The following is a 25,764-nucleotide window of genomic DNA, read 5'->3' on the forward strand; positions in this document are numbered from 1 at the left end:
CAGACCTCCTAATATTCCAAGGTAGCAATGTCTTGTGGGTGTTCATTGACCTCAACAGACTTCACCGTCGCATCTCGCATGTGAATCACACGGTCACCAATAGGGGCTAAGGCAGCGTTGTGAGTGACAATGATAACCGTAGCGCCTTGCTTACGTGACATATCCTGCAGGATTTGGAGAACCTGTTTTCCGGTTTGGTAGTCCAAAGCCCCTGTCGGTTCATCACAGAGCAAGATTTTTGGCTTCTTAGCTACCGCACGAGCGATGGAGACCCGTTGCTGTTCACCTCCGGATAATTGGGCAGGAAAGTTATTGATGCGGTCTGCCAGCCCCACCTGTGTCAAAATCTCCACAGGGTCCATGGCGTCTTTGACAATTTCAGAGGCCAGCTCCACATTTTCTTTGGCCGTCAAATTGGCCACCAAGTTATAAAACTGGAAAACAAAACCCACATCATCCCGACGGTAATTGGTCCGCTGATGGGAATCAAATGTGGCAATATCCACGCCATCAATAATGACCTGTCCTTCATCATTGGTATCCATACCACCCAAAATATTCAAAAGGGTGGACTTACCAGCGCCGGATGACCCTAAAATAATAACCAACTCGCCTTTATTGACTTCAAAATTAACATCTTTATTGGCTAGAATTTCTGTTTCACCAACCTGATAACGCTTGTATTCCTGTTTAACTTCTATATAAGCCATTTCCGCTCCTTTCTTCGATTGCTTGTCACTTTTCCTTGACAAGTTATTTCCTAAACATTAGGATATAATCAACACCTTGTTGATTAGCGATGTGCTTATTATAGCACGCTTAAGCCATATGACAATGCACAAAAATGAACAAACTGTCTATTTTAGAAAGAGATTTTATGACCAAAGAACGACACAGCAAAACGCCCACGGCCATCCGTCTGGCCATCACCCAACTGCTCAGTCATCGGAGTTTTGAAAGTATTACCGTAACAGCCATTTGCCAGACAGCAGGCATCAACCGGGGGACTTTTTATCTGCATTATCTGGATAAGTTCGACATGATGGATCAGATGAAAGCTGAGACCTTGGATACGTTTATGGCCCTTCTGGCCCAAACCACGACAGACTGCAAGCATTTGGATATTTTACCAGCTTTAGAATATGTCGAAAAGAACAGAAAGTTTTTCTACGCGCTTTCCCAATCCCAATACGTCAACCTACCTCTAGCCATTCGTGAACTCCTAGAAAACCTTTTTGATAACATGCCTAACTTTCCCCACTACCTCAGAAACCTTTACGGTATCTCTGAAACCTATGCCAAAACAGCCCATATCGGCGCTATAGAAGCCATCATCACAGACTGGATTTTAGCTGAACAAGCAGAAAGTCCCCAAGTCATGGCCAAGGTCTTGGAAGACTTCTCCAATCGCTAAAAAAGTAGAACAGCTCACGCCCTATCGCTTTTGAGATAGGATGACCTGTTCTACTCTTTTTTGTATTATTCGACAGTAACAGATTTTGCCAGATTACGTGGTTTGTCCACATCCAAACCACGATGCAAGGTCGCATAGTAGGCAATCAGCTGAGTCGGAACTACCATCGAAATAGCTGACAGATAAGGGTGAACAGTCGGAAGAACGATAGCGTCTTCTTCACGCGCGACTTGCTCCTCTGCAATCGTTAAGACATGTGCCCCACGAGCAGCAACTTCTTGGATATTTCCACGGGTATGGCTCGCCAAAACTTCATCTGACAAGAGGGCAATCACTGGTGTCCCTTCTTCGATAAGGGCAATCGTCCCGTGTTTGAGCTCACCAGCTGCAAAACCTTCACACTGAATATAAGAAATTTCTTTGAGTTTGAGGCTTGCTTCCATAGCGACATAGTAATTTTGCCCACGCCCGATATAAAAAGCATTCCGGGTATCTGGCAAGGTCTTAGCCACTGCTTCTTCAATCGACTCTTTTTCAGACAAGGTTGCTTCAATGGCTTGCGCGACCATCGATAACTCGTGCACCAAATCAAAAGCTTTAGCTTTTTCATTGCCATTGGCATCACCGACAGCCTTAGCTAAGATAGCCAAAGTCGCAATTTGTGCCGTGTAAGCTTTGGTAGAAGCCACCGCAATTTCAGGGCCTGCATGCAAAAGCAAGGTGTGGTCTGCCTCACGTGACAAGGTAGAACCAGGCACATTAGTCACCGTCAAACTCTTGATACCAAGTTCATTGGCCTTGACCAAAACCTGACGACTATCAGCAGTTTCACCGGATTGACTAATAAAGAGGAAGAGTGGTTTTTGGCTCAAAAGTGGCATATTGTAGCCCCATTCAGATGAGATACCCAGTTCCACAGGCGTTTGTGTTAAGTCTTCGAGAACTTTTTTTGCCGCAAAACCAGCATGGTAGGAAGTTCCCGCAGCAATAATATAGATACGGTCAGCTTCTTGGACAGCTTGAATAATCGCATCATCTACCGTCACCTGACCCTTGTCATCTGTATAAGCATTGATAAGCTTACGCATGACAGAAGGTTGCTCGTCGATTTCTTTAAGCATGTAGTAAGGGTAAGTGCCTTTACCAATATCAGATAAGTCCAATTCAGCCGTATAGCTTTCCCGCTCTTTGGTCTGACCATCATAGTCTTGCACGGTCACCTCATCAGCGGTCACAATCACCAACTCCTTGTCATGAATTTCCATGTATTGATTGGTTTCACGAATCATGGCCATGGCATCCGAACATACCATGTTGTAGCCATCGCCAAGACCAATCAATAACGGTGACTTGTTTTTTGCCACATAAACCACATCAGGATTTTGCGCGTCAACCAAGGCAAAGGCGTAAGAACCCCGAATCAGGTGGAGAGCTTTTTTGAAGGCTTCCAAGACAGACAGCCCGTCTTCTTCAACAAATTTACCAATCAAGTGAACGGCAATTTCTGTGTCCGTTTGCCCCTTGAAATCATGGCCTGCCAAGAAGTCGTTCTTTAGTTCCAAATAGTTTTCAATGACACCATTGTGTACCAACACAAAACGACCAGTTTGGGACGTGTGGGGGTGAGCATTGTCCTCAGTGGGTTGTCCATGGGTTGCCCAGCGGGTGTGACCAATACCTGTTTTTCCAGTCACGCCGTCGGTTTTGGCTTTGAGCTCAGCGATGCGACCAACAGCCTTAACCAAATGAGCCTGATTTTGATCCAAAACAAAGATACCGGCTGAGTCATAGCCACGGTACTCCAGCTTTTCCAAACCTTGAATCAAAATATCCGTTGCATTTGTGTTTCCAACAACACCGACAATTCCACACATAAGTCTACTCTGACGTCAGGGACGCCAGCCTTTCATTTCATTTTCATGTATTTTGTAACAAATTGGTATAGTTCAAATCAACCATTTGAACTACAAAAATCAGTATAATCCTTTCATTTCAGCTTGTCAAGCGCAAAATTGGTATAGTCTTTTCCCCTTATCTCCATCCTCACGTGTAAAAAAACTATCCTGGTTTGCTTACGATTAAAGAATTCAATTCTTAGCCCTTCTCTCGCCATAAAGACAGAAAAAAAGAAGTTCTAGGAGAACTTCTTTTACTTATCACGCTTCGATTAATTGAATATCCGCACCAAGCGCTTGTAACTTTTCAATAACTTGGGAGTAGCCACGCAAAATAAAGGAAATGTTGGTGATTTCGGTTTTCCCTTCAGCCATGAGCCCTGCAATGAGGAGCGCTGCTCCTGCCCTCAAATCTGACGCCTTAACGGGTGCACCAGATAAGGTGCTAGGGCCGTGATAAAGGATGCCATTCCCTGTCGTGTGGATTTCAGCCCCCATCCGAGCTAGTTCAGGGACATGGTTGACCCGTTTTTCATATATGGTATCTGTAATGGTCCCTGTGCCATGGGCGGTCAAAAGAAGGGGAGTTAAGGGTTGTTGCAAATCAGTCGCAAAACCAGGATAAGGCGCTGTCTTGATAGAAACAGCCTTTAAATCCGTTTGCTTTTCCACAAAAACCGAATCTTCGTCAATCGTCATGCGGACACCCATTTCTTCAAGCTTGGCAATAAAGCTTTCGAGGTGCTCATACAAGACATTTGTCACTCGAATCCCCTCACCAACAGCAGCAGCTAGGGCGATGTAAGTCCCTGCTTCAATCCGGTCTGGAATAACCTGGTGACGTGTGCCTGACAGGTGACTGACCCCATCGATGGTAATGATGTCTGTCCCAGCCCCACGGATGCGCGCCCCCATATTGTTGAGTAGGGTGGCGACATCGATAATTTCCGGTTCTCTTGCTGCATTTTCAATAATCGTCCGCCCCTTGGCCTTGACTGCCGCCAACAAGGTATTGATGGTAGCCCCAACACTGACGGTGTCCATAAAGATATGGGCTCCCTGTAAGTCCTGACCATCAGTCGATAGACGCATGGCTTCGCCTTCATAAGACACCTTTGCGCCCATCGCTTCAAAAGCTTTGAGGTGCAGGTCAATCGGCCGTGGGCCCAAATCACAGCCCCCTGGCAAACCCACAGTAGCCGACTGATAACGGCCCAAAAGACTACCGTAAAAATAATAAGAAGCCCTAAGACTATTAATCTTTCCTGAGGGCATGGGTTCATCTCTAACGCCACGTGGGTCGATAATCAGGCTATCACCCTCTCGGCTAACACTGGCTCCCATGAGCGTCATAATGTCAATCAAACTCGCGACATCTGAAATATCAGGAACCCCATCCAGGATTACCACGTCGTCTGATAAAATCGTAGCAGGAATCAGAGCAACGACACTATTTTTTGCCCCAGAAACAGGGACTTCTCCCTTCAGCGGTTTTCCACCATGAATGACAATTTTTTGCATGTTCTACGCGTTCTTTCCATTTGTTTCAGCCATATTACTTTACCACAAAAGCCAGACGGTGACAAGCTTAGAGAAGAGACATTTTAAGACAAAGACAGCCCCTATCATTTTCCTTTAAGAGAAAATGGTATAATGAAAGCTAAAAAGAAGGAGAATGCTATGCCAGAGATTTATGGAGCTTACGCCGACTACCTGCCTCTCGTCATGCAGGAGATGGTCACGAAAATACAGGATAAGAGTCACACAGTCAAAACCCAAACAGGCTTTAAACTCTATGAACACCTTCTTTATCGTATTAAGAGTCCAGAAAGCATGATGGAAAAATGCCAACGCAAAGGTCTGCCCCAAACGCCCCAATCGGCTTTAAAAGCAATCCGTGATGCCATTGGCATTCGCGTGGTTTGTGGTTTTGTTGACGATATTTACCAAACTGTTGCCTTTTTACGTCAGCTCCCTGATGTGACCATTGTTCAGGAAAAAGATTATATCACCAAGGCCAAACCCAATGGTTACCGCTCCTACCACTTGATTTTAGAGGTGAAGACCCCTTATCCCGACTGCCTGGGTCAAGCCCAAGGAACTTATTTTATCGAGGTCCAACTCAGAACACTGGCCATGGATTCCTGGGCGAGCCTAGAACACCAGATGAAGTACAAACACCACATCTCAAACGCGGAACTCATCACCGAAGAACTTAAACGTTGCTCGGATGAGCTGGCTTCCTGTGATTTGACCATGCAAACCATTCGCCAGCTCATCGCAGAAAACAAAGATTAGAAAGGTCCTTCCCTATGCGTATCCTATTTGCCGAAGACGAGGCGCAGATGTCTCGTGTCGTGACGACAGCTTTATCCCATGAAGGCTATGTGGTCGATGCTGTTTTTGATGGCCAAAAAGCTGTCGACCTGTCTCAAGCGCATGCCTATGATGTCGTTATCTTAGATATTATGATGCCTAAAAAAACGGGACTCGAAGCACTCAAAGAAATCCGAGCTTCTGGTAATACCAGCCACATCATCATGCTGACCGCCATGGCTGAAATCGACGACCGTGTCCTAGGTTTGGATGCCGGGGCTGACGACTATCTGACCAAGCCCTTTTCCCTCAAAGAACTCTTAGCCCGCTTACGGTCCATGAATCGGCGTCAAGAAAACCTCACCCCCAGTCACTATTGTTTAGGCAATCTGACTTTAGATGTGGTCAACCAAGAACTCAAGGCGGAAAATAGCGTCCGTCTCTCCAGCAAAGAAAGTAAACTCCTGACTTTTCTCCTGCAAAACCACGATAAGGTGCTATCTACCAACGAAATCTTTCGTCATGTCTGGTCTGACACTACAAAAGACGACCCGGCCACCTATGTCTACATGTACATCTCCTACTTACGCCAAAAACTACAAGCCGTCCAGGCAAACAGTCACATCACAGGAGAGAACGGTGGCGATTTTTGCCTAAGTACTCAAGAATAAGGAGCTGAGCCTATGATCAAACAACTCCGAAGACGTTTTATCCTTATTGCAACCCTATGTGTCACCTTGGTCTTATTCGTTGTCATTGCGGTCCTTAACACCGCCTACTACCTCCAAGCCTATAACGAATCACAAAGCATGGTGAGCCTCATCAGCCAAAACCAAGGGCAACTCCCCCAAAGTCAAAACCAACCGCAAAATGCCCTCAGTAACCAAATCTATGATACGGCTTACCAAGCGGCTCACTACCTGACCATCACCACTGACCAATCAGGTAAGGTCATCGACCAAAATGGTTTTGACGACATTTCCATTTCCCAAAACCGCCTGAAGCGCCTGCTAGCTTCCAACCAAAATGGGGGGCTCTTTTTCACAAAAGATGGGGCTTACATTTTTCAAGTGACCAGGGTTTCTAACAGCAACAATCGGCGTGTCGTCTTTTTGGATATCTCATCTTTGATGGAATTTGAGTTTTTCTGGCTCTCCTTGCGCGTCTCTTTTATCAACCTCATTCTCTTTGTCTGCGTCATTAGCCTCTTTTCCGGACGACTCATGCGGCCTTTTATCAAAAGTTATGAAAAACAACGCCGTTTCATTACCAATGCCAGCCACGAACTCAAGACTCCTGTCGCCATTATTAGCGCCAACAATGAACTGCAAGAGATGATTTCCGGTGAAACCGAATGGACCAAGAGCACAGCCGACCAGACCAAACGCCTCACCGAAATGATTACCCAACTAGTGACCTTGGCACGCCTGGAAGAACAGGCAGAGATTGTCTTGCACGACCTTGATTTCTCAGCTATCGTTCAAGACGCGGCCGAAGACTTTAAGTCCTCTGTCATCAAAGACGGCAAAACCTTTCATCTTTCCGTTGCCCCTGGCGTGCAGGTTAAAGCCGAACAAAAATCCCTCTTTGAGCTGGTCACCATTTTAGTTGATAATGCCAACAAGTACTGCGACCCTAAGGGAACCGTTTCTGTCACGCTTGAAGGACGTGGGCGCAGACGGGCCCGTCTCATTGTTTCCAATACCTTTAAGGAAGGAAAAAGCCTAGACTACAGCAAGTTCTTCGAACGCTTCTACCGTGAGGACGAGTCGCACCATAGAAGCGACAGCGCTAGCACCACAGGCTTTGGCGTCGGTTTATCAACCGCCCAAAGTATGGTCGCACTTTTTAAAGGAAAAATCACTGTCCGTTACAAAAAAGATACCATTAGTTTTATCGTCTTACTCTAGACAAGGTTAAACTTGTTTATCAGGACACTCAAAAACAAATCCCTCTATTCTCAGAGATAGGACCTCAACCGTATCGCAAATTGACTAGCAGTAAAGCCACCTGTCTCACAGGTGGCTTTTCCTATCTTACTTCTTCTTTGACACCCAGCCAATAGCATCGCTAGGCGGATTTTCGGTGTCCATCCAGATGAATTCAATCCCAATCTCGCCGTTTGTAAACTTGGTCAGGCGAATAGCGTTGATTTCCAGCAAAAATATACGCAACAAAGTAAAACTAACTCTTTTTAGTAAATTTGAGCCTAAATTTTGGGAACAGTAGAGTCTAGAAAGAATTTTTATCAGTAAATCGGATCGTTCTTCCCCAAAAATTTGATACAATGGACCTGGAGGAAACCTATGTCTAAAAAAATAATCAAAGTCGTTGCGGCTGCCATAGAACACAAGGGTAAATTTTTTTGTGCCCAAAGACCTGAAGGAAAAAGTCTAGGAGGCTATTGGGAATTCCCAGGTGGAAAACTAGAAGCTGGTGAATCACCAGAAGAGGCTCTTCTCCGTGAGATTAAGGAAGAACTAAACTCTGAAATTAAAATTTTATCTTATGTGAATGAAGCCTCCTATGGTTATGATTTCGGAACAGTTGTCATGAAAACCTACCATGCCAAACTCATTTCTGGAAATCTAGACTTACTTGAACACCAAAATTCAATTTGGTTAGCACCTAACGAACTAAAGACATTGAACTGGGCACCTGTTGATCAACCAGCCGTTGATCTTCTATCTCAAAAATAAGAACAGGAACGAATCCTGTTCTTATTTTTTTGTGATATAGCGATAAAGAGTATTTGATACAGGAGTTTGCAATTTAAACTGCATGGTAACGATACTCTCCTCTCCAGTTTCTAATGGTCGAACCAATTCTTCGACTGTTGATGAAATAAGATTTAAATCCCCCAGGAAGTAAAATTCCCCTCCTTCTGCATCGTCTTTAATAACGAATAACTTTAAATCGAGGCCATTAGTTGGTGAATCTAGAATCGTTTGCACATCCGGAGAAGCGAGGGTTCGTTTATTTTTTGAAAACCATTTTAAGGTTGTTTCGTTTATTAGCTCATCTTCATACTTAATCGTATCATTGATGTCATCATTTTTATGATAGGTAATAAAAATCGGACAGGTATTCGTTGTCTTATCGATTTTGTATCCACCGATATTTAATGGAGGCTCATCCTTTTCCCAATTAAGTAGTTTTACAACGTCACGTCGAGAGTATTTTTTACCAATCGTAAATGTATCAGGATAGTCCCTAGATTTGATAAGTCCAGCCTGCACTATATCTTCAACAGCTTGCTTAAAATCAGCACCCTTTAGAAATTTCTGAAAATCATCCTGCAAACAATAATCAGATTCCTGACAGATCAAAAGGGGCACATCCCCAAATTTCTTTATTTCTTGCTTTTTTAAGAATGTGAGTTGTAAAACAGATTCAACTGAAGAAAGGGTTGCTTTATCAACTAGCAGTTCCTTAGATTTCAGTAACTTCTTAAAATCCTTCTTCTTGACATTTCCTTGCTTTAGTAACTGTTCCAGTAATAGTAATTCATGTTTGCGTTTTCCAGGTAAGAATTCGAAGGTTAGAAAATTAAGCCACCTTTTTTCATCATTTGATAAGACTAGATTCTCTTTAGAAAACTTATTTAGAACATCGGCGTAATTATTGAAGCTAGTATTCTCAAAGAAAATTAAGGGATCTATACTATCATAATTTAAATAGTCAACCAACAGAGGACTCCTACCCAACTTATTTTCTAAGTCTGTATAAGCGTCTCTTAATAATTTCATATTTGACAATGAAGTATTGGTAATCGACTTAAAAATTTGTTCTTTAGCTACTTCTTCAAAATTAATTGTCGTTAAACCGCTGAGAATATTAGGCTCTCGGAGCTCCCTCCGGTAATTATCCTTATTCATCGATTGATCGCCAAAAAGAGCGATAGGAATTAGATAATTGTTTTTATAATTTCCGATAAAGTCAATAATTGTCACATATTCTTTACTGTCATGCTTTCGAAGACCTCTGCCCAATTGCTGAACAAAAACAATGCTTGATTGTGTATTACGTAGCATGACAACTTGATTTACAGAGGGGATATCAATCCCTTCATTAAAGATATCTACCGTAAGGATATAGTCTAGCTCGCCATTTTCCAATTGTGCGACCACAGCATTACGAGTATCCATACTATCATCGCCTGTTAAGGCGCGACAGCGTTTCCCTTTTTGGTTTAATTTAGAAGCAAGTTCATATGCTTCTTGCTTAGAAGAACAGAACATAAGTCCTTTGACCTTGTCTCCGCTAACACCATAGAAATCAATTTTACGAAGGATGTGCTTGATACGCTCCTCAGACGTTAATTCGCTAATCGTTGTACTTTCATCAACTAGATTGCCCTCTACTTCAATATCTTTCACGCCATAATAGATAAATGGACAGAGCATGTCGTTATCAAGAGCATCTTGTAAACGAATCTCATAGGCAATATTATAGTCAAACAATTCATAGATATTTTGCCCATCCGTCCGCTCTGGAGTAGCAGTCATTCCTAAAAAGAAGTTTGGTTGAAAATAGGCCATTACTTTTTTATAAGAGTCCGCACCCGCTTTATGAACTTCATCAATCAAAATATAATCAAAGAAATCCTTTGCAAAGAGTTGAAGATTATTATCACGGGATAGTGTCTGAATCGTTGCAAAAATATATTTCTTTCCCGTCACATTCGCTCCAGAATGGTAAATCATTCCTTCTGATTCTGGAAACTGCAATACCTTTTGAAAATCTTTCAAGGACTTTTGAAGAATTTGTTCGCGGTGTACAATAAATAACATTCGCTCTGGAGCAAATTGTTGCACATCAAAAGCAGATAAGAAAGTCTTACCCGTTCCTGTCGCGCTGATAACCAAAGCCTTTCTTTTCCCAGAATCTCGGATAGATTGGAGTCCTTTTAAGGCTTGTTCCTGCATCTTATTCGGTCTAATCTTATCGACGCGATAGGCTTCTGTCGCTTCTTCTTGAATCTCTTCAACCTGAATCGTCTTTCGCCGTTTTTTTGCATAAGATCTTATTTTTTCTTCTGTTAGGAGATCAGACTGAATCCAAATTCTATCAAACTCTCTTTTCGTTGCCTGAATTAGCTCTCCATTATGAGCCGACGTTAATTTAATATTCCATTCGTAATTGACCTTGAGCGCCGTATGAGTAAGGTTTGAGCTCCCAGAAATTAAAACCTGTTTTCCTTTATGTTCAAACAAGTAAAACTTAGCATGCATTTGCATACGCTCGGGAGTCAAACGAACTTCAACGTTTTTTAACTTCAGCAATTCACGCATGGCCAAGGGATCATTGAAATCTAAATAGGGGGAAATCAAAATTTTTCCTTTTATGCCCTTATCCATTAAATCAGACAGCTGAGACTTAATCAAGGCAATCCCTGACTGGGTAATAAAGGCTACCGAAATATAAAAAGTCTGACAATGAGATAATTCATCCTGCAAATCTGACAAAACAAAACGCTGTGTTTCGGGATCATTAATTAAGATTTGTGGGGAATACCCACCTTCTCGAAAATTAATGTTATCCACAAATCCAAATTTCAAAGACTTAATGAGTGTCTCTTGAAATAAACTAATACCTTCTGGCATAGAGAAACTCTTTTCTAATTAAATTTAGTTTGATTATACTAGATTCTTTTAATGAGTTCAAACGCAAATAACACCGATGAGATACTATCGTAAAACAAAAGAAAAACACGGCATTCCACCGTGTTCCTTTTAATCTATAATTTCGTTTTATGTGACTAAAATCAGCTGAAGGCTAGGCAAGAAGTCGCTGGCTGTACCTGCGGTAGGGCAAGACGTCTTAACGACGCCTGAGCGATTTTAGGCTATTAAACCAACTTCTTCATCTCATCAATCCGCGCTACGGTTGCGTCGTATTTAGCTTGGTAGTCGGCTTGTTTGTCGCGTTCTTTTTGGACGACTTCTGGTTTGGCGTTGGCGACGAATTTCTCGTTAGAGAGTTTCTTACCTACCATATCCAGTTCTTTTTGCCATTTTGCCAATTCTTTTTCGAGACGTGCTAATTCTTCTTCGACATTGAGCAGGTCTGCCAGTGGCAAGTAGATTTCAGCGCCTGTGATAATGCTGGACATCACGAGTTCTGGCACATCGATGTCCTGTGCAATTTCTAGATGCTCTGGGTTGGTGAAGCGTTTGATGTAGTTAAGGTTAGCGTTGAAGAAAGCTTCCAGCTGGCTATCGCTAGTCTTGATGAGAATCGTAATCGGCTTACTTGGCGCAACATTAACCTCAGCTCGCGCATTACGCACAGAACGAATCACGTCTTTAAGAGCTTCTACGCCAGCTGCCGCTGTCTCATTATCAAACTCTGGACGAACCACTGGGTATGTTGCCGTTACGATGGTGCCGTCAGAGATTTGGCCAAAGATTTCTTCAGTGACAAATGGCATGATAGGGTGAAGCAAGCGCAGGATTTGGTCCAGTGTGTAGAGAAGCACAGAGCGCGTGATGACTTTTTCATCTTCGTTGTCACTATAAAGGACTTCCTTGGTCAACTCCACATACCAGTCCGCAAACTCATCCCAGATGAAGTTATAGAGGATGTGGCCAGCCACACCAAACTCAAACTTGTCAAAGTTTTCAGTGACCTTTTCGATGGTTTCATTAAGGTTGTGAAGAATCCAGCGGTCAGTCACATTGCCAGCTTGACCTACAGCCACTTTTGCGACATTGGCACGCGCTTCATCTAGGGTCAAACCTTCATTGTTCATGAGAATGTAGCGGGAAATGTTCCAGATTTTGTTTATGAAGTTCCAAGCAGCGTCCATTTTCTCATAAGAGAAACGCACGTCTTGCCCTGGCGCAGAACCGTTTGAGAGGAACCAGCGCAAAGCGTCAGCACCGTATTGGTCGATGACATCCATTGGGTCAATTCCGTTACCAAGTGATTTAGACATCTTACGGCCTTGCTCGTCACGAATAAGCCCGTGGATTAGAACGTTCTTGAAGGGTTGGCGACCTGTAAATTCCAAGGATTGGAAGATCATCCGTGACACCCAGAAGAAGATGATATCATAGCCTGTTACCAGGGTTGAGGTTGGGAAGTAACGCTTGAAGTCTTCGGAGTCGACATCAGGCCAACCCATGGTTGAAAATGGCCAAAGGGCAGATGAGAACCAGGTATCTAAGACGTCTTCATCTTGTTTCCAACCGTCCCCTTCTGGGGCTTCTTCGCCGACATACATGTCCCCGTCAGCATTGTACCAAGCAGGAATTTGATGCCCCCACCAGAGCTGACGAGAGATTACCCAGTCGTGTACATTTTCCATCCATTGGAGGAAGGTATCATTGAAACGTGGCGGGTAAAAATTGACCTTGTCGTCTGTGTCTTGGTTGGCGATGGCGTTTTTGGCCAATTGGTCCATCTTGACGAACCACTGGGTAGACAAGCGTGGTTCAACCGGCACACCTGTACGCTCAGAGTGACCGACAGAGTGGGTCATTTTTTCGATTTTGACCAAAGCACCGATTTCTTCTAACTTTTTGATAACAGCTTTACGGGCTTCAAAACGGTCCATGCCATTGAACTCACCTGCTAGCTCATTCATGGTGCCATCAGCGTTCATGACGTTGACTTGTGGCAGGTCATGGCGTTGACCTACCAAGAAGTCATTGGGGTCATGGGCTGGTGTAATTTTAACCACACCTGTTCCAAATTCAGGGTCTGCATGCTCGTCTCCCACGATTGGGATAGGTTTGTTCAAGATTGGCAAAATCACGTTTTGACCAATCAAATCCTTGTAGCGCTCATCATTGGGATTTACGGCTACAGCTGTGTCCCCAAACATGGTTTCAGGACGTGTTGTTGCGACTTCAAGCCCACGTGAGCCGTCTTCCAACATGTAGGTCATGTGGTAGAAGGCACCTTCGACATCCTTATGGATGACTTCGATATCAGATAGGGCAGTGCGCGCCTTGGGGTCCCAGTTGATGATGAATTCCCCACGGTAGATCCAGCCTTTTTTGTAGAGGTCCACAAAGACCTTGCGAACGGCTTTTGACAAACCTTCGTCAAGGGTGAATCGCTCCCGAGAATAGTCGACAGAAAGGCCCATCTTGCCCCATTGCTGCTTGATCGTTGAAGCGTATTCGTCTTTCCATTCCCAGACCTTATCCAAGAATTTGTCACGACCAAGGTCGTAACGAGAGATACCCTCTTCCGCCAGACGGGCTTCTACCTTAGCTTGGGTCGCAATCCCAGCGTGGTCCATTCCTGGCAACCACAAGGTGTCAAAGCCTTGCATGCGTTTTTGACGGATAATGATATCCTGAAGAGTCGTATCCCAAGCGTGACCCAGGTGGAGTTTCCCAGTCACGTTTGGTGGTGGAATGACGATAGAATAAGGCTTAGCCTTTTTATCGCCTGAAGGCTTGAAAACATCCTCATCAAGCCAGCTTTGGTAACGACCAGCCTCAACCTCGGCTGGATTGTATTTTGGTGAAAGTTCTTTAGACATGTGTGTTCTCCTTTTTCTTTGATTCGTTATATAATTTCGTGTACGTATACACCGGAAAAATCTTACCCAATGTTTTTCTGACTTTTATTAAAAAACAAAGTTTAAATTTGTCACTACAAAATTTCAAAATATAATATACAATAGCAAAAATAATTGAAACTGTAATTGAAAAAAATAGAAAAGTGTATATTCTAATATTTGCACGAGCCTCTATAGAAATATTATTACTTTCAAATACACTTGAAATGAGCAGAATGACATATAAAGCAGACGTTATGATATAACCTATAAGTTCATTTACTTTCCATCTATATCTTAACCTTCTGGGGATATGCTTTATTTCTCTGCCTTTAAAATAAAGCACCAAAATATCATTAGAATTAATAAATTTCCAAATCACTAGAAAACCTGTAATTACCGCCCACCATTTTAGGTCAAAGATACCAATAAAATATACAACTGGTATCAGTGAAAAGAAAATCAATATAGCAATATAAAATTTCACATCAAGTAATAAAGCAAATAAAGAAAATAGCATTTTCGTCACTATTAACAAAGAAATAAAACCTATTAATGCATCTTTAGTTTGTGGTGTAAATTTAAAATTAAGCGTGGTTAAAAGTATAATTTGCGTAATCCTCAATAAAACCGAAGATATTATAACTAACGCAAAAGTGTTATTAAATAATCTAAATAACGCTACAAATTTCTTATAATCATCAGAAACACTTAGAAAATTTAACGTGCTATTGCGGTATTTATATATATAGTAAACAGAAGCAACCAATAGGGTTATCAAAATCATCCAATTAAAAAAATTATCTTTTTTAAGAGCAATGATCCTTAAATTAAATAAATTATATAAAAGCAAATCAATAACCAATACTATGCTCACTGCAGTTTGAAAATATCCGATTCTGGCTAAAAATCTAATAATTCTACCTTTTATATTATAAATCCATTCAGTATTTTTCATATTGTATACTTTTTTATTTTTAGTTCCCGTAATCCCCACTATCCTCCACGCTACTCCCAAGCTACATTGATTTAGCATAACTAAAAAAGGTTGGCAATTGAGTGTATAGGTCAGTCAATTTTCCGTTCGATTGCGACGGATTTACTTTTCTATATCTATCGGCTTATCCTACCCCTGACCAATACCACCTTTCCAGAGACCTGTGAACCGATAATGAAAATTGTCAGAGATTAGCTTGGCTTCCTCGCTTTCTTGATAAAGCTTCCCATAGGATCGACGCGGTCGTCTAGGTAGCGGTAGACGCGCTGGTGGCCATCTCCCATAAAGTAAGCTGGCGCAAAAGCGTCATTGCGGAAATGCCCTTTGTCATCCAGAAGCTCAGGTGCCACCAAGCGGTCGACAATCTTGGTAAAGATATGACAAATCCCGTCTGATTCAATGATGCGTTCGACTTGACAATCCAGGGTAAGAGGACAGGTTTCCAAGATAGGGGCTTGCGTGATTTTAGACAGGGAAAAATCCAAGCCAATCTGTTTGATTTTCTCTCGGTGACTGCTAAAGCCGGCTTCTTCCATCTCAAGCATGGTCTTTTCATCTGGGATATTGATGGTAAAGGCTTGGTGGTGCTTGATTTGCTCTGCAGCATTTTCCTCAGCACCGACGCCAATAACGACCACATCTCCTAGGCTATAAGACGAACTACAGGTCGTCACATTGTAACCAAATCTTTGGTCTTGGTATGCCAAGATAAAAATCGGAAAACCATAATAAAGTTTACTGGTTTGAAAGGATACTTTCATCTGTCATCTCCTTCCTGCAGGCGCTTTTGATGGCCCTGCCACTCACTTTTAAGCAAGCCAAAGCGCAAAATATCACAACGCTCCCCACGGACATCTTTGCGTGCGCGTAAGCGCGCCTCCTCCTGAAAACCGAGCTTGTTGGCCAGTCGCCGACTGGCATGGTTATAGTCATAACACTCTAACTCCACTTTAGTCAAGGCTAAACCTTCAAAAGCCTGCTGTAAAAAAGCCTCCGCAGCCTCTGTCATCAGGCCCATACACCAATAATCTGGAGACAGCAGATAGCCCATTTCAAGGACATCATCTGCCAGACGGTGATTGAAATCAATGGAGCCAATCACCCGATCCTCACCTTTTAAGGTGAGCCCATAGCCTGATGGCAATTTGTTGTCGTGCAGATTTTTGGGATAAAAGACCTCTAGATAGGTGCGTTGATCGGCCAGGGTTTGCGTGGGGATAAAACCAGCAGGATAGGCGACTTCTGGCAAACGTGTAAATTCTAGGATATCTGGCGCATCACACAAGCGCCTTTGGCGCAGGTGTAGACGCTTTGTTTCAAGGTCAGGTAATGGCCTTCCTGCCCATTTTTCAGAAGGGTGTGCCATAAGACTCCTTTCGCTAGCTGATTTTCCGAGATAGTAAAAAAGCAATCCGTCCTATCTCAACTGACAGGGACGAATTGCTCCGCGGTACCACCCAGATTCGGGCAGAGCCCGCAACTTTCATGCTTTATGATTAATCTAATGACAGCAACTAAGATTAGGCATCTATGTGGACTTCTCAGCAACACCACTTTCTGTAATAAATGGCTCTAATCTACCTCTGTAGTGATATCTTACCAAATTCCACCTCAGCTTTCAATAGACGAGAGAAAAGTCCAGCAGTTTTTTTGACTTGGCCTGCTGTTAGGGGTGAAAAAATGGCAGGCCTGGCCATATTTCATGTCTGCACACTTTTTAGGCTTTCTGTCAAAATCACTTGCTAAAGCTAGTAGACCAGCAAGCTCCCTACTTTCTTGACTTTAATTGACGGATTGACAGCTCAGGCGTTCAACTGCTATACTAACATAAAGTGATGCTATTCACACATTTTTTGAAAAAAGGAGATTATTTTGTATCAACAAAGTTATTTTGATGGCGGACTTTTGAGTTATATTGGTCACTCAATCATTGCCGGGATTATGATTACCTTTAGCCTTGGCCTTGCAACGCCGTGGGCCATTTGCTGGATGCAAAAATGGAAGGCGCAACACACGGTTATCGATGGTCACCGTCTGTATTTTGATGGAACGGGTGGGCAACTATTTGGTAACTGGATCAAATGGACCCTTTTAACCCTCATCACCATTGGGATTTATGCCTTTTGGTTAAACATCAAGAAGGAACAATGGATAACCAAACATACCCATCAGCGATAAAATGAAAGAGGAGGTTTACACCCTCCTCTTTTTGCTGACATCCCTATTGCGCCTTTTTCCCTATTCGTCAATCTCACGATAACTATCTGTGTCGATTTCTCGGTAAGGTTGGATATCTTGGACGTATTCCAAGACACCTTGAAAGACGCCTTGGTCATCTCGGACAGCTTTATAGGTGACATGCACGAATTTGTTACGTGACTGGGATTTAAACCACATGACATAGTCATCCTTAACCCCGTCACGCAGACCCTTCATGATTGCCTGAACCTTGGGCAAAACTTTCGGTGGGTGACAGAGTTCGACCTGCCGGCCGACCTGAGAGGGTGTTCGTTTGAAAATCATCTCCTCAAAAGTAGCCTGGTCATTATAGTATTGGAAAATATCGTCCTTATTGACGAAGGTTATTTCCATGGGCAGATGGTTGAGAATGAGGTTGGCCTGCTCCACAGAGAGGTAGCCATGCCCAAAGGGTTGCTGGCTGCTGCGGTCAAGGGCTGGCTCAGCCTTCTCTTTTGGTGTAAATGAAATGGTCAGTTGACCATCTGGCGTGTCAATGACTTGCTGAACCTCTTGGGACAGCGAGTGCTGTCTTCTAGTGGTTTCCTCAGCGTTTGCTCCTTCCACCTGAGACTGAGGAGCTTCTGATGGCGCCCTATCTTCGGAAAAATCATGGCGTTGCGGTAGCCATTTTTCCTGAGGCATGATAATGGCATAACCATAGGTGTCGCTTTCTTTGGCGATTGCCAGCCAATCATCCTGAGTGAAGGCTTCTAGGAGAATCATCAAAAGAATTGATTCTTCTTTGAAAATCATGCCTTCAAATTCCGCCGCAAAGGCCTCAAAGGCGGTCTGCAGTTGACTAGTATCAGCGCCCTCTAGTTGCTCTGCTTCTTGCAAGACTTTGGCAAAAAGACCACGAATCTGGTCGTCCACGCCCCACATGACCTTTGGTGGGGAATCATGCCCATAGCGTTCCATGATGGGGAAAAAGAGTTCTTCCTTACGTTGGTAATGGCGGTCAAACTGCCCCAACAAGGTCAACTGACGGACCAGGCCTTTTTTCATCTCCTCCTGCAAATCAGCGTCTTTCTGACTCGCAAAGCTTTCTAAAAGTCGACGAATACGTATCATGGCCGCCCGCAGGGCCAAATTTTCCTGCTTGAAGACTTGAACCGGGTGACCAGGATGGTCAGTATCAGCGACTTCTACGCCTTGAACAGCATTTTTGAAAAGGTTGGCATGGACATCACAAAGCTCCATGACATCTTCGAAAGTCACCCCCGAGTCCGAATTCATCAACTCATGCTCCATCAAAGAAATCTCAATCGCTGAAACCCCTGAAAAGGTCGCATCAAAACGTTCCTGCACGGACTCTGGACTTGCCCCATGATGGAGGTCTAAAAGAATGTCCCGTAAAACTGCTATGCGTTGGTCGGTCATTCGCCTAACCCTGTCACCTCATAGCCATTGGCTACGAGAATATCCCGAATCTTCTCGATAGGCAGACCGTGCATGGCAGCGCCCTGAATCAAGGAGACCTGACGGCCTACTGTTTCACGCATTTGAGGGTTGGCTAAAGGGGCAAAGCCTAGTTCTACCAAGAGCTCCAGCAATTCAGGATTTTTATCCAGTAGGTTAGCTACTGGTTGAGACAAATCTATTGTATTATTCATAATCACTTCTCCTTTTTAAGCTATTATAACAAATTTTGCCAACAGTCGGTCAGCTTGGGGCAAGAAAAAAAGCCCGAAGGCTTGGTTGTTTTTAACGTGGTGCGGATAAATCTAAGCTAGCATTAAGAATGCATAGCATTTGGCCTAGTCAGCCTTAAAAGTAACACCATTGGCCTTGAGCTTATCTACAGTCGCCTTACCAATTCCTTTGAGGGCAAGAATTTCTTTTTCCGTCCAATTTTCAAAGGCATGGGCTGACGTTAAGCCTGCTTGATAGAGGGTTTCAACAAGATTTGAACGAATATCTGCCACTTGTGGGAGGGCCTTAAAGGCTTCCAAAGTATGGGCTTTTTGGGCCAAATCCTCATTCACCGCTGTCCGTGGTTTGGTGTTTTCACCTTTTGAAAAGGTTTGCGGTCTAGTTTGAGCAGCAGGTGCTTGACCTACTCCTGTTGAACGAGGGGTTGACACAACCGTAGAAGCCAAATTTTCATGACGACGAATCTGGTTACGCAGTTGTTTTTTGCGATTAAGCTTTTTAGCCATTGATCTTAAACTTTCTTTTCCTTCATTTTTCCCCTGTGTTATGGTCACACCGAGGTTTGTTTTAGTGTAGCAAAAAAAGGGCATCTTTGCAATACCCTCTCTGTTTAGTATGTTCTTTTTCCGAAAAGGTCTTCCGGCATATCATGGAAACCTTTTTTATTATGGTAATTGGCAAATTTCCCCTGCAAAAAACGGTAGGCATCCAATTTGCTTTCATAACGGATAAAGGCATCCTCAGCACGCGCGTCCTTATCCTCTTTCCAAACCTTGTGGGCCTGGTCCATAGCGATTTGGTTAATGGTCACCTGTTGGTTGACCCATTGTTCAAAGTCAGCTAAAAAATCCTGTTCGTAGCTCATAAGCCCTCCTTTTCTCCATTATACAAAAAAGCCGCCCTGTGAGCAAGGCGGTTGGACGGCTAGCGTTCAAAAAGGAAGGTCTCTGCAACAGGATCATAGACACTGTCGACACGAAATTGCCCATCAGCTAAAACATGAATCGTCAGAATCGCACAATTGGGCATTCCCTTGATAACTGGTGGCTCTACCGTCCAAAAACGGTAAAATTGCGACAAGGCAGCGCCGTGCGTCACTACTAAAACCTGACTATCTTCTGCCATTTGCTCTGCAATCGTCGTCAAGGTTTCTGCCATACGTTTAGACACCTGAACATTTGACTCGCCACCATAAGCCACAAAGTAGTCGCCATAGCCGGATCCATCCTGGAGGTTGAGTGGCGGATTAAGCCTTTCTGAATGGCCCTCAAAGGACCCGAAATTCATTTCTTTTAGACCTTTGAGACGGACATAATCCATACGCCCTGAGACAATTTCTGCCGTATCACAGGCTCTCTCCTGTGTTGAACTATAAACGGCGTCAAAAGTAATCTGTCTGCTATGAAAGTAACGCCCAGCCGCTTGTGCCTGAGCGATGCCTAAGTCCGTTAGAGGGGCGTCACACCAACCCTGAATCCGTTTTTGCAGGTTGAACAAGGTCTGGCCATGGCGCATGAGATAAATCGTCTTACCCACCAACACTACCTCCTTTAACTGGATAGATGCGAAAATCCTCTGTTGGTGCTATGATTTCTGTTAATTCGTAGCCATTTTCTGTGGCCACAAAATGGCAAATGTCCCCATTGCTGAGGCCTCGTCCTAAATGCCATGTCAACTCCAATTCTAAGAGGAGACCCCACATGGCTGCCCCGTGGCTGACGGCTAGAATGGTATCAACTGGGTCCTTAGCTAGAATAGAATCCACACAGGTCTTCACTCGGCGACCCACATCCCTAATGTCATCACCACCATAGAAAACCAGCGCATCTTCAAAGGAATTGGCTCCTGGCCTGAACTTGGGCAAAAGGTACTCAGGTTGGGCCTCAAAGCGGCCGAAATTCATTTCTTTTAAGCCTTTGAGTTGGGTGACTGTTTCCCAACCAGTAACCAACTTAGCTGTATCCGTAGCTCTCTCCTGTGTTGAACTATAGACCGCATCAAAAACAATGCCCTTTTGACGAAAATAAGCCCCCACGGCCAAGGCCTGTGCAACACCTTCTTCAGTCAAAGGCGAATCACACCAGCCTTGGACCCGGCCTTCCTCATTAAACTGGGTGCGCCCGTGGCGCATGAGGTAGAGGTTTTTCATGACAGCCCTCCTTTCTAGTCTTGGTTTAAGACACTAGCGCCCTGACTAGCAATGACATCTCTATACCAGTAGAAGGAATCCTTGCGCAAACGGTCAAAGGACCCCTTACCTTGGTCATCAGCATCTACATAAACAAATCCATAGCGCTTAGACATCTCTGATGTTGAAGCAGAAACCAGGTCAGTACAGCCCCACATGGTATACCCCATCAGCTCAACACCATCCTCAATAGCCTCGTACATCTGCTGAATGTGCGCTTCTAGGTAGTCAATCCGGTAGCTGTCATGAATGCTGCCATCCGCTTCAACCTTATCTAGGGCACCCAGCCCATTTTCAACGATAAACAGTGGCACTTGGTAACGGTCATAGAGTTTGTTTAAGGTAATACGCAAACCAACTGGGTCAATCTGCCACCCCCAATCAGAGGCCTCTAAGTAAGGGTTTGGTTCACTTAAGACCAGGTTTCCAGCAGTGGCGTCTGTCTTTTGTTCCTTGCGAGCAATGGACGACATGTAGTAAGAAAAGGACATAAAGTCGACAGGATAGGCTGCCAGAATTTCCTCATCACCAACCGCCATCTCTATCCTAATCTTATTTTCTTTAAAGAAACGTTTGGCATAGCTTGGGTATTTTCCACGCACTTGCACATCTGAAAAGAAAAGATTTTCATGGTCTTTACGGATTTCTTCCATGACATCCTCTGGGTTGCACGTCGCAGGATAAGCTTGCATGCGAGCCAACATACAGCCCACTTGGTTATCTGGGTCAATCTCGTGCGCTGCTTTGGTTGCCAAGGCCGAGGCCACAAACTGATGGTGGACCGCCTGATACATCTCATCTAAGTGTAAGGTTTCATCTTCAAAGAGCAAGCCACCAGAGAGATAGCCCGTCATTCCTAGGATATTAATTTCGTTAAAGGTCAGCCAATAGCGAACCTTGCCTTGATAACGTTTGAAAACTGTCTTGGCATAGTGGACAAAGAAATCAATGACCTTACGATTTTTCCAGCCCCCATAAGCTTTAACCAAATGAATAGGAAACTCATAATGTGATAGCGTCACCAGAGGTTCGATGCCGTGACGATTGAGTTCATCAAAGACCTTGTCATAAAAGGCCAGCCCCGCTTCATTGGGTTCGAGCTCATCCCCATTTGGGAAAATCCGTGACCAAGCAATGGATAGACGAAATGTTTTAAATCCCATCTCCGCATAAAGGGCAATGTCTTCTTTGTAGCGATGGTAGAAATCGGACCCCCAGCGTTTGGGGTAAAGCCCCTCTTTATCAGATAGCGCAAAGTCCAACTTAGCTTGCGTCATAGGTTTTGAGAATTCTTCTCCTAAGGACTTACGTGCCTCAGGGGCTACTGCACGTGAGGTATCTGAGGTGGCTGGTCCCCGCCCATCGACATCCCAAGCGCCTTCAAATTGGTTGGCAGCAGTGGCGCCACCCCAAAGAAAATCTTTCGGAAATTGCTTTACCATAATAAACTCCTTCACTTCTTGCTTTTCTAATATAGCTTTTATTATAAGCGCTTTCACAACCCTTTTCTTCTACTTTTATTGCCAGTTCTGATACTATCCTATGATTGACAATGCCTGCAGACAGCTAAGCCTCGAAAGAAGATCCAGACCACCACCTAAAAAGCTAACTCCCTGAGTCGTGTAACCAGAAAGGCTTTTAGAAGACCTGTTTTTATGGTATAATATTACTTTCTTTGAATAGGGGAGTAATATGACACACGCACCAACCAACCATCAACTAGCCCAACGCGGGCCCATTGTTTCTATAGTCGCTTACCTACTACTGACACTATTGAAACTCATTTTTGGTCAGTTTATGCATTCCCAAGCTTTAATTGCGGATGGCTTTAACAATGCTTCGGATATCATTTCCAATATTACCATCTTGATTGGTATTCGCCTGGCCAGTCGGCCTGCTGACAGTGATCACCGCTTTGGTCACTGGAAAATCGAGGATTTGGCCAGTCTGGTGACCTCCTTTATCATGTTTGTCATCGGTTTACAGGTTTTATGGGAAACCATTAAAAAAATCTTTACGGGCGAGAATACGGCAGTTGATCCTGTAGCTGCAGCAGTTGGTCTGGTATCCGCTGTCATTATGCTAGCTGTCTATGCCTACAACCGTCAGCTGGCTAAAAAAACCAACTCTAGCGCCCTGGTGTCTGTTGCCGCAGACAACCTATCAGATGCTGTCACCTCTATCGGGACGGCCATCGCGGTCTTAGCCAGCGCCTTTAACATGGCCTGGTTGGATAAATTAGCTGCTGTTGTCATCACCATTTTCATCCTCAAAACAGCCTATGATATTTTTATCTCCAGCGCTTTTTCCCTCTCTGATGGGTTTGATGAAACCGAATTAGCCAAGTACGAGACAGAGATTCTCAAAATCCCTAAAATTACACGCATCAAGTCACAGCGGGCGCGCAACTATGGCAGCAATGTCTACTTGGATATTGTTTTGGAAATGAACCCTGACTTGTCGGTTTATGAGAGTCACGCCATCACCGAACAAGTTGAAGACCTCCTCAAGCACCGCTTTGGGGTCTACGATATTGATATCCACGTCGAACCTGCTGCGATTCCCGAGGATGAGATTTTAGAAAATGTCTATCACAAGCTCCACCAGTTTGAATTGGGGCTCCATCTCAAACCTAAGACCTATCGCCCATGGCTGATGACCGATTTTCGCTGTGTCACAGCAAAAGGAGAAAGTTTGACAGTCGACGACTTTCTAAAAATCCTACCTAAAGCAGAACAAATAGAACTCACTAACTTTGACATGACCTCTATTTCACAAAAAACCAAACTAGTGACCTATCAGCTCGGGGAGGAGTTTCATACCAGTCTTTGGCGCCGCCACGAAAAATGGTACTTGGTCTTCCATCAAATTTCTGCTCAAGCCAACGATTGACAGCAGGCCAGCATTAGCCTACAATATACCTCATTGGAGGTATTTTTTTATGAAAGGTTTAACACTTACCTTAGGTGGTTTAACGACTTTAGTCGGTATCATCTGGCTAGTCAATCCGCTTTCCACAGTATCCTTTTTAGCTTGGGTACTGGCCTTTGCCTTATTTGCGGCAGCTGTCAGTCAGATGAGTTTTTACTTTAGTTTAGAACCACAATACCGTAACATCTGGAGTCTTTTACAAAGTATTCTTTCACTGATTTTTGCGCTGATTATTTTTGGTATGTCAGGAGCTGAACGGGCGAATTTCTTAATTACCTTAGTGGGCTTTTGGGCTATTGCTATTGGTATTACCCGTATCTTATTAGGCTTTAGTTTACGTGACACCGCCTTTGACCGCGACCGCCACATCCTTTCCAGCGGTGTTTGGACGCTGGTCATCGGTATTCTCTTACTGGTCTTACCCCTTCTCTTTTCAGCCTTTATCGGCTATCTGGCAGCATTCTTTTTGATTATCGCAGGGGTTTCACTCCTAATAACCGGACTTCAACTGCCCTAAAAAAAGAAACTGACTCAGTCAGTTTCTTTGAGTTTGAAAGTAAGGTCTTTTTAAGACTTCCCTTAGGTGAGGATGGGACGGTAGCGACTCCTGACGGATTCCATACCTGAACTTTGAGCCTAAGGTCTCAAAGTTCCCAAACGCTTGAAACACTTCTGTTTCAAGCGTTTTTCTCACGGCGGGAAGTCTTGGTTTTGGCTCGCTTTGCTCGCCTTAACTGCAAGTATCCTTTTTATTGGCAGACTTCAGTGCAACCTATCGATGAAATGAGAGCATCTATGTTAAAAAGAAACTGACCCAGTCAGTTTTTTTGAGTTTGAAGACAAGGTCTTTTTAAGACTTCCCTTAAGTGAGGATTGGACGGTAGCGACTCCTGACGGATTCCATACCTGAACTTTGAGCCTAGCGTCTCAAAGTTCCCAAACGCTTGAAACACCTCTGTTTCAAGCGTTTTTCTCACGGCGGGAAGTCTTGGTTTTGGCTCGCTTTGCTCGCCTTAACTGCAAGTATTCTTTTTATTGGCAGAGTTCAGTGCAACCTATCGATGAAATGAGAGCAACTACATAAAAAAAGAAACTGACTGAGTCAGTTTCTTTTTTCAAGCAAGATTCTTTTCCTGATTTATCCCGGACTTGGCATCTGCTACAATATCCGCTAAGGTTACCGAACGCAAACTATTTTCCAAAGCTTCTTGGGCCTGCTTCAACTTATCATCCAAAGCCCCATGAATATTGCGCCCGATAGGACAGTTGGGATTAGGATTGTCATGAAAACTAAAGAGTTTTTGAGACTCTCCCAGACTTTCGACCGCCAGGTAAACATCATAAAGACTAATGTCACAAAGTGACTTCAATATGGTAATACCACCGCGACCTCTGGTAACCTCGATAAGCCCAGCCTTCTTGAGTTGAGACAAGGTCTTACGGATGATGACAGGGTTGACCCCCACGCTGCCTGCTATTTTATCGCTGGTCATTGGGACATCAGCTCTATCAAGTGCCACTAGAGTCAATAAATGAACCCCAATAGTGAGACGACTAGAAATTTGCATGAGTCTCCCCCTTTCTATATGTCTCTATTGTATCATTTTTTGA

General features: G+C 43.9%; 24 protein-coding genes and 2 pseudogenes. 8 read left to right on the forward strand and 18 right to left on the reverse strand.

What is annotated here, in order from left to right; all coding sequences use genetic code 11:
- Positions 1 to 8: 8 nt before the first annotated feature.
- Complete coding sequence (locus STRDD12_RS02330) at positions 9 to 710, reverse strand: ABC transporter ATP-binding protein (protein WP_066914786.1); 702 nt, start codon at positions 708 to 710, stop codon at positions 9 to 11.
- A 167-nt stretch (positions 711 to 877) separates the two neighbouring features.
- Between STRDD12_RS02330 and STRDD12_RS02335 the strand changes: the two genes are divergently transcribed.
- Complete coding sequence (locus STRDD12_RS02335) at positions 878 to 1,414, forward strand: TetR/AcrR family transcriptional regulator (RefSeq protein WP_066914788.1); 537 nt, start codon at positions 878 to 880, stop codon at positions 1,412 to 1,414.
- A gap of 65 nt (positions 1,415 to 1,479) precedes the next feature.
- Here the strand turns inward: STRDD12_RS02335 and glmS are convergent, their stop codons facing one another.
- Both glmS and STRDD12_RS02345 read right to left on the reverse strand, forming a co-directional pair.
- Complete coding sequence (glmS, locus tag STRDD12_RS02340) at positions 1,480 to 3,288, reverse strand: glutamine--fructose-6-phosphate transaminase (isomerizing) (protein ID WP_066914791.1); 1,809 nt, start codon at positions 3,286 to 3,288, stop codon at positions 1,480 to 1,482.
- A gap of 282 nt (positions 3,289 to 3,570) precedes the next feature.
- Positions 3,571 to 4,830 carry a UDP-N-acetylglucosamine 1-carboxyvinyltransferase gene (locus tag STRDD12_RS02345; RefSeq protein ID WP_066914793.1) on the reverse strand — a complete coding sequence of 420 codons (1,260 nt, stop codon included), beginning with the start codon at positions 4,828 to 4,830 and terminating at the stop codon, positions 3,571 to 3,573.
- A gap of 159 nt (positions 4,831 to 4,989) precedes the next feature.
- Here STRDD12_RS02345 and STRDD12_RS02350 point away from each other — a divergent pair, with 159 nt between their 5' ends.
- Genes STRDD12_RS02350 through STRDD12_RS02360 form a run of 3 tightly spaced genes read left to right on the forward strand, consistent with a single transcriptional unit; the run spans position 4,990 to position 7,535 of the window.
- Positions 4,990 to 5,607 carry a GTP pyrophosphokinase gene (locus STRDD12_RS02350; protein WP_066914795.1) on the forward strand — a complete coding sequence of 206 codons (618 nt, stop codon included), beginning with the start codon at positions 4,990 to 4,992 and terminating at the stop codon, positions 5,605 to 5,607.
- A gap of 14 nt (positions 5,608 to 5,621) precedes the next feature.
- Positions 5,622 to 6,296: a response regulator transcription factor gene (locus STRDD12_RS02355; RefSeq protein ID WP_066914797.1), complete on the forward strand. Its 675-nt coding sequence runs from the start codon at positions 5,622 to 5,624 to the stop codon at positions 6,294 to 6,296.
- 12 nt (positions 6,297 to 6,308) lie between these two features.
- Entirely contained in the window at positions 6,309 to 7,535 is a 1,227-nt protein-coding gene (locus STRDD12_RS02360) for a sensor histidine kinase (protein ID WP_066914799.1), read from the forward strand.
- Between the two features lie 126 nt (positions 7,536 to 7,661).
- On the opposite strand, the gene STRDD12_RS08310 is transcribed toward STRDD12_RS02360, so the two are convergent.
- On the reverse strand, positions 7,662 to 7,802 hold the full coding sequence (locus tag STRDD12_RS08310; protein ID WP_197456644.1) for a hypothetical protein: 141 nt from the start codon (positions 7,800 to 7,802) through the stop codon (positions 7,662 to 7,664).
- Positions 7,803 to 7,931: 129 nt separating this feature from the next.
- Between STRDD12_RS08310 and STRDD12_RS02365 the strand changes: the two genes are divergently transcribed.
- Positions 7,932 to 8,324: a (deoxy)nucleoside triphosphate pyrophosphohydrolase gene (locus tag STRDD12_RS02365; RefSeq protein ID WP_066914801.1), complete on the forward strand. Its 393-nt coding sequence runs from the start codon at positions 7,932 to 7,934 to the stop codon at positions 8,322 to 8,324.
- A 21-nt stretch (positions 8,325 to 8,345) separates the two neighbouring features.
- Here the strand turns inward: STRDD12_RS02365 and STRDD12_RS02370 are convergent, their stop codons facing one another.
- From STRDD12_RS02370 to STRDD12_RS02390, 5 genes are all read right to left on the reverse strand, one after another.
- Positions 8,346 to 11,231: a DEAD/DEAH box helicase gene (locus STRDD12_RS02370; RefSeq protein ID WP_066914803.1), complete on the reverse strand. Its 2,886-nt coding sequence runs from the start codon at positions 11,229 to 11,231 to the stop codon at positions 8,346 to 8,348.
- Positions 11,232 to 11,476: 245 nt separating this feature from the next.
- Complete coding sequence (locus STRDD12_RS02375; RefSeq protein ID WP_066914805.1) at positions 11,477 to 14,125, reverse strand: valine--tRNA ligase; 2,649 nt, start codon at positions 14,123 to 14,125, stop codon at positions 11,477 to 11,479.
- Entirely contained in the window at positions 14,118 to 15,140 is a 1,023-nt protein-coding gene (locus STRDD12_RS02380) for a hypothetical protein (RefSeq protein ID WP_066914807.1), read from the reverse strand. Before STRDD12_RS02380 ends, STRDD12_RS02375 begins: the two co-directional genes overlap by 8 nt.
- A 191-nt stretch (positions 15,141 to 15,331) precedes the next feature.
- Positions 15,332 to 15,901, reverse strand: a complete 570-nt coding sequence (locus STRDD12_RS02385) for a flavin reductase family protein (protein WP_066914809.1) — start codon at positions 15,899 to 15,901, stop codon at positions 15,332 to 15,334.
- Positions 15,898 to 16,506, reverse strand: a complete 609-nt coding sequence (locus STRDD12_RS02390; protein ID WP_066914811.1) for a GNAT family N-acetyltransferase — start codon at positions 16,504 to 16,506, stop codon at positions 15,898 to 15,900. The genes STRDD12_RS02385 and STRDD12_RS02390 overlap by 4 nt, the downstream gene beginning before the upstream one ends.
- A 506-nt stretch (positions 16,507 to 17,012) precedes the next feature.
- Between STRDD12_RS02390 and STRDD12_RS02395 the strand changes: the two genes are divergently transcribed.
- Positions 17,013 to 17,318 carry a DUF898 family protein gene (locus STRDD12_RS02395; RefSeq protein WP_066914813.1) on the forward strand — a complete coding sequence of 102 codons (306 nt, stop codon included), beginning with the start codon at positions 17,013 to 17,015 and terminating at the stop codon, positions 17,316 to 17,318.
- Between the two features lie 60 nt (positions 17,319 to 17,378).
- Here STRDD12_RS02395 and STRDD12_RS08550 read toward each other — a convergent pair.
- From STRDD12_RS08550 to STRDD12_RS02430, 8 genes and pseudogenes are all read right to left on the reverse strand, one after another.
- Positions 17,379 to 17,888 (reverse strand): annotated as a pseudogene (locus STRDD12_RS08550) (PAS domain-containing protein); the annotation flags it as partial.
- 95 nt (positions 17,889 to 17,983) lie between these two features.
- Positions 17,984 to 18,761 (reverse strand): annotated as a pseudogene (locus STRDD12_RS08555) (DUF438 domain-containing protein); the annotation flags it as partial.
- Complete coding sequence (locus STRDD12_RS02405) at positions 18,758 to 18,994, reverse strand: DUF1858 domain-containing protein (protein WP_066914817.1); 237 nt, start codon at positions 18,992 to 18,994, stop codon at positions 18,758 to 18,760. The gene STRDD12_RS02405 and the pseudogene STRDD12_RS08555, both read right to left, overlap by 4 nt.
- A 144-nt stretch (positions 18,995 to 19,138) precedes the next feature.
- Positions 19,139 to 19,540 (reverse strand): helix-hairpin-helix domain-containing protein, encoded by a 402-nt coding sequence (locus STRDD12_RS02410; protein WP_082753075.1) that lies wholly within the window; start codon positions 19,538 to 19,540, stop codon positions 19,139 to 19,141.
- 104 nt (positions 19,541 to 19,644) lie between these two features.
- Positions 19,645 to 19,899 (reverse strand): DUF1912 family protein, encoded by a 255-nt coding sequence (locus STRDD12_RS02415; protein ID WP_066914821.1) that lies wholly within the window; start codon positions 19,897 to 19,899, stop codon positions 19,645 to 19,647.
- A gap of 59 nt (positions 19,900 to 19,958) precedes the next feature.
- The gene (locus tag STRDD12_RS02420; protein ID WP_066914823.1) at positions 19,959 to 20,570 is read right to left on the reverse strand and encodes a histidine phosphatase family protein; all 612 of its coding nucleotides are present in this window, start codon (positions 20,568 to 20,570) and stop codon (positions 19,959 to 19,961) included.
- On the reverse strand, positions 20,563 to 21,183 hold the full coding sequence (locus tag STRDD12_RS02425) for a histidine phosphatase family protein (protein ID WP_066914825.1): 621 nt from the start codon (positions 21,181 to 21,183) through the stop codon (positions 20,563 to 20,565). The genes STRDD12_RS02420 and STRDD12_RS02425 overlap by 8 nt, the downstream gene beginning before the upstream one ends.
- 14 nt (positions 21,184 to 21,197) lie before the next feature.
- Positions 21,198 to 22,664, reverse strand: coding sequence for a glycoside hydrolase family 1 protein (locus tag STRDD12_RS02430; RefSeq protein ID WP_066914827.1), 1,467 nt, complete (start codon positions 22,662 to 22,664; stop codon positions 21,198 to 21,200).
- 250 nt (positions 22,665 to 22,914) lie between these two features.
- On the opposite strand from STRDD12_RS02430, the gene STRDD12_RS02435 reads away from it, so the two are divergent.
- Entirely contained in the window at positions 22,915 to 24,114 is a 1,200-nt protein-coding gene (locus tag STRDD12_RS02435; protein ID WP_066914829.1) for a cation diffusion facilitator family transporter, read from the forward strand.
- A 49-nt stretch (positions 24,115 to 24,163) separates the two neighbouring features.
- Positions 24,164 to 24,670: a DUF308 domain-containing protein gene (locus tag STRDD12_RS02440; RefSeq protein ID WP_066914831.1), complete on the forward strand. Its 507-nt coding sequence runs from the start codon at positions 24,164 to 24,166 to the stop codon at positions 24,668 to 24,670.
- A gap of 598 nt (positions 24,671 to 25,268) precedes the next feature.
- Here STRDD12_RS02440 and STRDD12_RS02445 read toward each other — a convergent pair.
- The gene (locus tag STRDD12_RS02445; RefSeq protein ID WP_066914833.1) at positions 25,269 to 25,721 is read right to left on the reverse strand and encodes an Rrf2 family transcriptional regulator; all 453 of its coding nucleotides are present in this window, start codon (positions 25,719 to 25,721) and stop codon (positions 25,269 to 25,271) included.
- Positions 25,722 to 25,764 lie beyond the last annotated feature (43 nt).

Origin of the sequence: Streptococcus sp. DD12, from assembly GCF_001578885.1 — a bacterium.
In the GTDB taxonomy this organism is placed as follows: Bacteria; Bacillota; Bacilli; order Lactobacillales; family Streptococcaceae; genus Streptococcus.

Bases quoted from the DNA above. Each gene is read 5' to 3' on its own strand.
- STRDD12_RS02430 (WP_066914827.1), bottom strand. From the start codon at position 22,664: ATGGTAAAGCAATTTCCGAAAGATTTTCTTTGGGGTGGCGCCACTGCT.
- STRDD12_RS02440 (WP_066914831.1), top strand. From the start codon at position 24,164: ATGAAAGGTTTAACACTTACCTTAGGTGGTTTAACGACTTTAGTCGGT.
- STRDD12_RS02385 (WP_066914809.1), bottom strand. From the start codon at position 15,901: ATGAAAGTATCCTTTCAAACCAGTAAACTTTATTATGGTTTTCCGATT.
- STRDD12_RS02415 (WP_066914821.1), bottom strand. From the start codon at position 19,899: ATGAGCTACGAACAGGATTTTTTAGCTGACTTTGAACAATGGGTCAAC.
- STRDD12_RS02445 (WP_066914833.1), bottom strand. From the start codon at position 25,721: ATGCAAATTTCTAGTCGTCTCACTATTGGGGTTCATTTATTGACTCTA.
- STRDD12_RS02355 (WP_066914797.1), top strand. From the start codon at position 5,622: ATGCGTATCCTATTTGCCGAAGACGAGGCGCAGATGTCTCGTGTCGTG.
- STRDD12_RS02435 (WP_066914829.1), top strand. From the start codon at position 22,915: ATGACACACGCACCAACCAACCATCAACTAGCCCAACGCGGGCCCATT.
- STRDD12_RS02350 (WP_066914795.1), top strand. From the start codon at position 4,990: ATGCCAGAGATTTATGGAGCTTACGCCGACTACCTGCCTCTCGTCATG.
- STRDD12_RS02370 (WP_066914803.1), bottom strand. From the start codon at position 11,231: ATGCCAGAAGGTATTAGTTTATTTCAAGAGACACTCATTAAGTCTTTG.
- STRDD12_RS02390 (WP_066914811.1), bottom strand. From the start codon at position 16,506: ATGGCACACCCTTCTGAAAAATGGGCAGGAAGGCCATTACCTGACCTT.
- STRDD12_RS02360 (WP_066914799.1), top strand. From the start codon at position 6,309: ATGATCAAACAACTCCGAAGACGTTTTATCCTTATTGCAACCCTATGT.
- STRDD12_RS02405 (WP_066914817.1), bottom strand. From the start codon at position 18,994: ATGAATAATACAATAGATTTGTCTCAACCAGTAGCTAACCTACTGGAT.
- STRDD12_RS02425 (WP_066914825.1), bottom strand. From the start codon at position 21,183: ATGAAAAACCTCTACCTCATGCGCCACGGGCGCACCCAGTTTAATGAG.
- STRDD12_RS02410 (WP_082753075.1), bottom strand. From the start codon at position 19,540: ATGGCTAAAAAGCTTAATCGCAAAAAACAACTGCGTAACCAGATTCGT.
- glmS (WP_066914791.1), bottom strand. From the start codon at position 3,288: ATGTGTGGAATTGTCGGTGTTGTTGGAAACACAAATGCAACGGATATT.
- STRDD12_RS02335 (WP_066914788.1), top strand. From the start codon at position 878: ATGACCAAAGAACGACACAGCAAAACGCCCACGGCCATCCGTCTGGCC.
- STRDD12_RS02345 (WP_066914793.1), bottom strand. From the start codon at position 4,830: ATGCAAAAAATTGTCATTCATGGTGGAAAACCGCTGAAGGGAGAAGTC.
- STRDD12_RS02375 (WP_066914805.1), bottom strand. From the start codon at position 14,125: ATGTCTAAAGAACTTTCACCAAAATACAATCCAGCCGAGGTTGAGGCT.
- STRDD12_RS02365 (WP_066914801.1), top strand. From the start codon at position 7,932: ATGTCTAAAAAAATAATCAAAGTCGTTGCGGCTGCCATAGAACACAAG.
- STRDD12_RS02330 (WP_066914786.1), bottom strand. From the start codon at position 710: ATGGCTTATATAGAAGTTAAACAGGAATACAAGCGTTATCAGGTTGGT.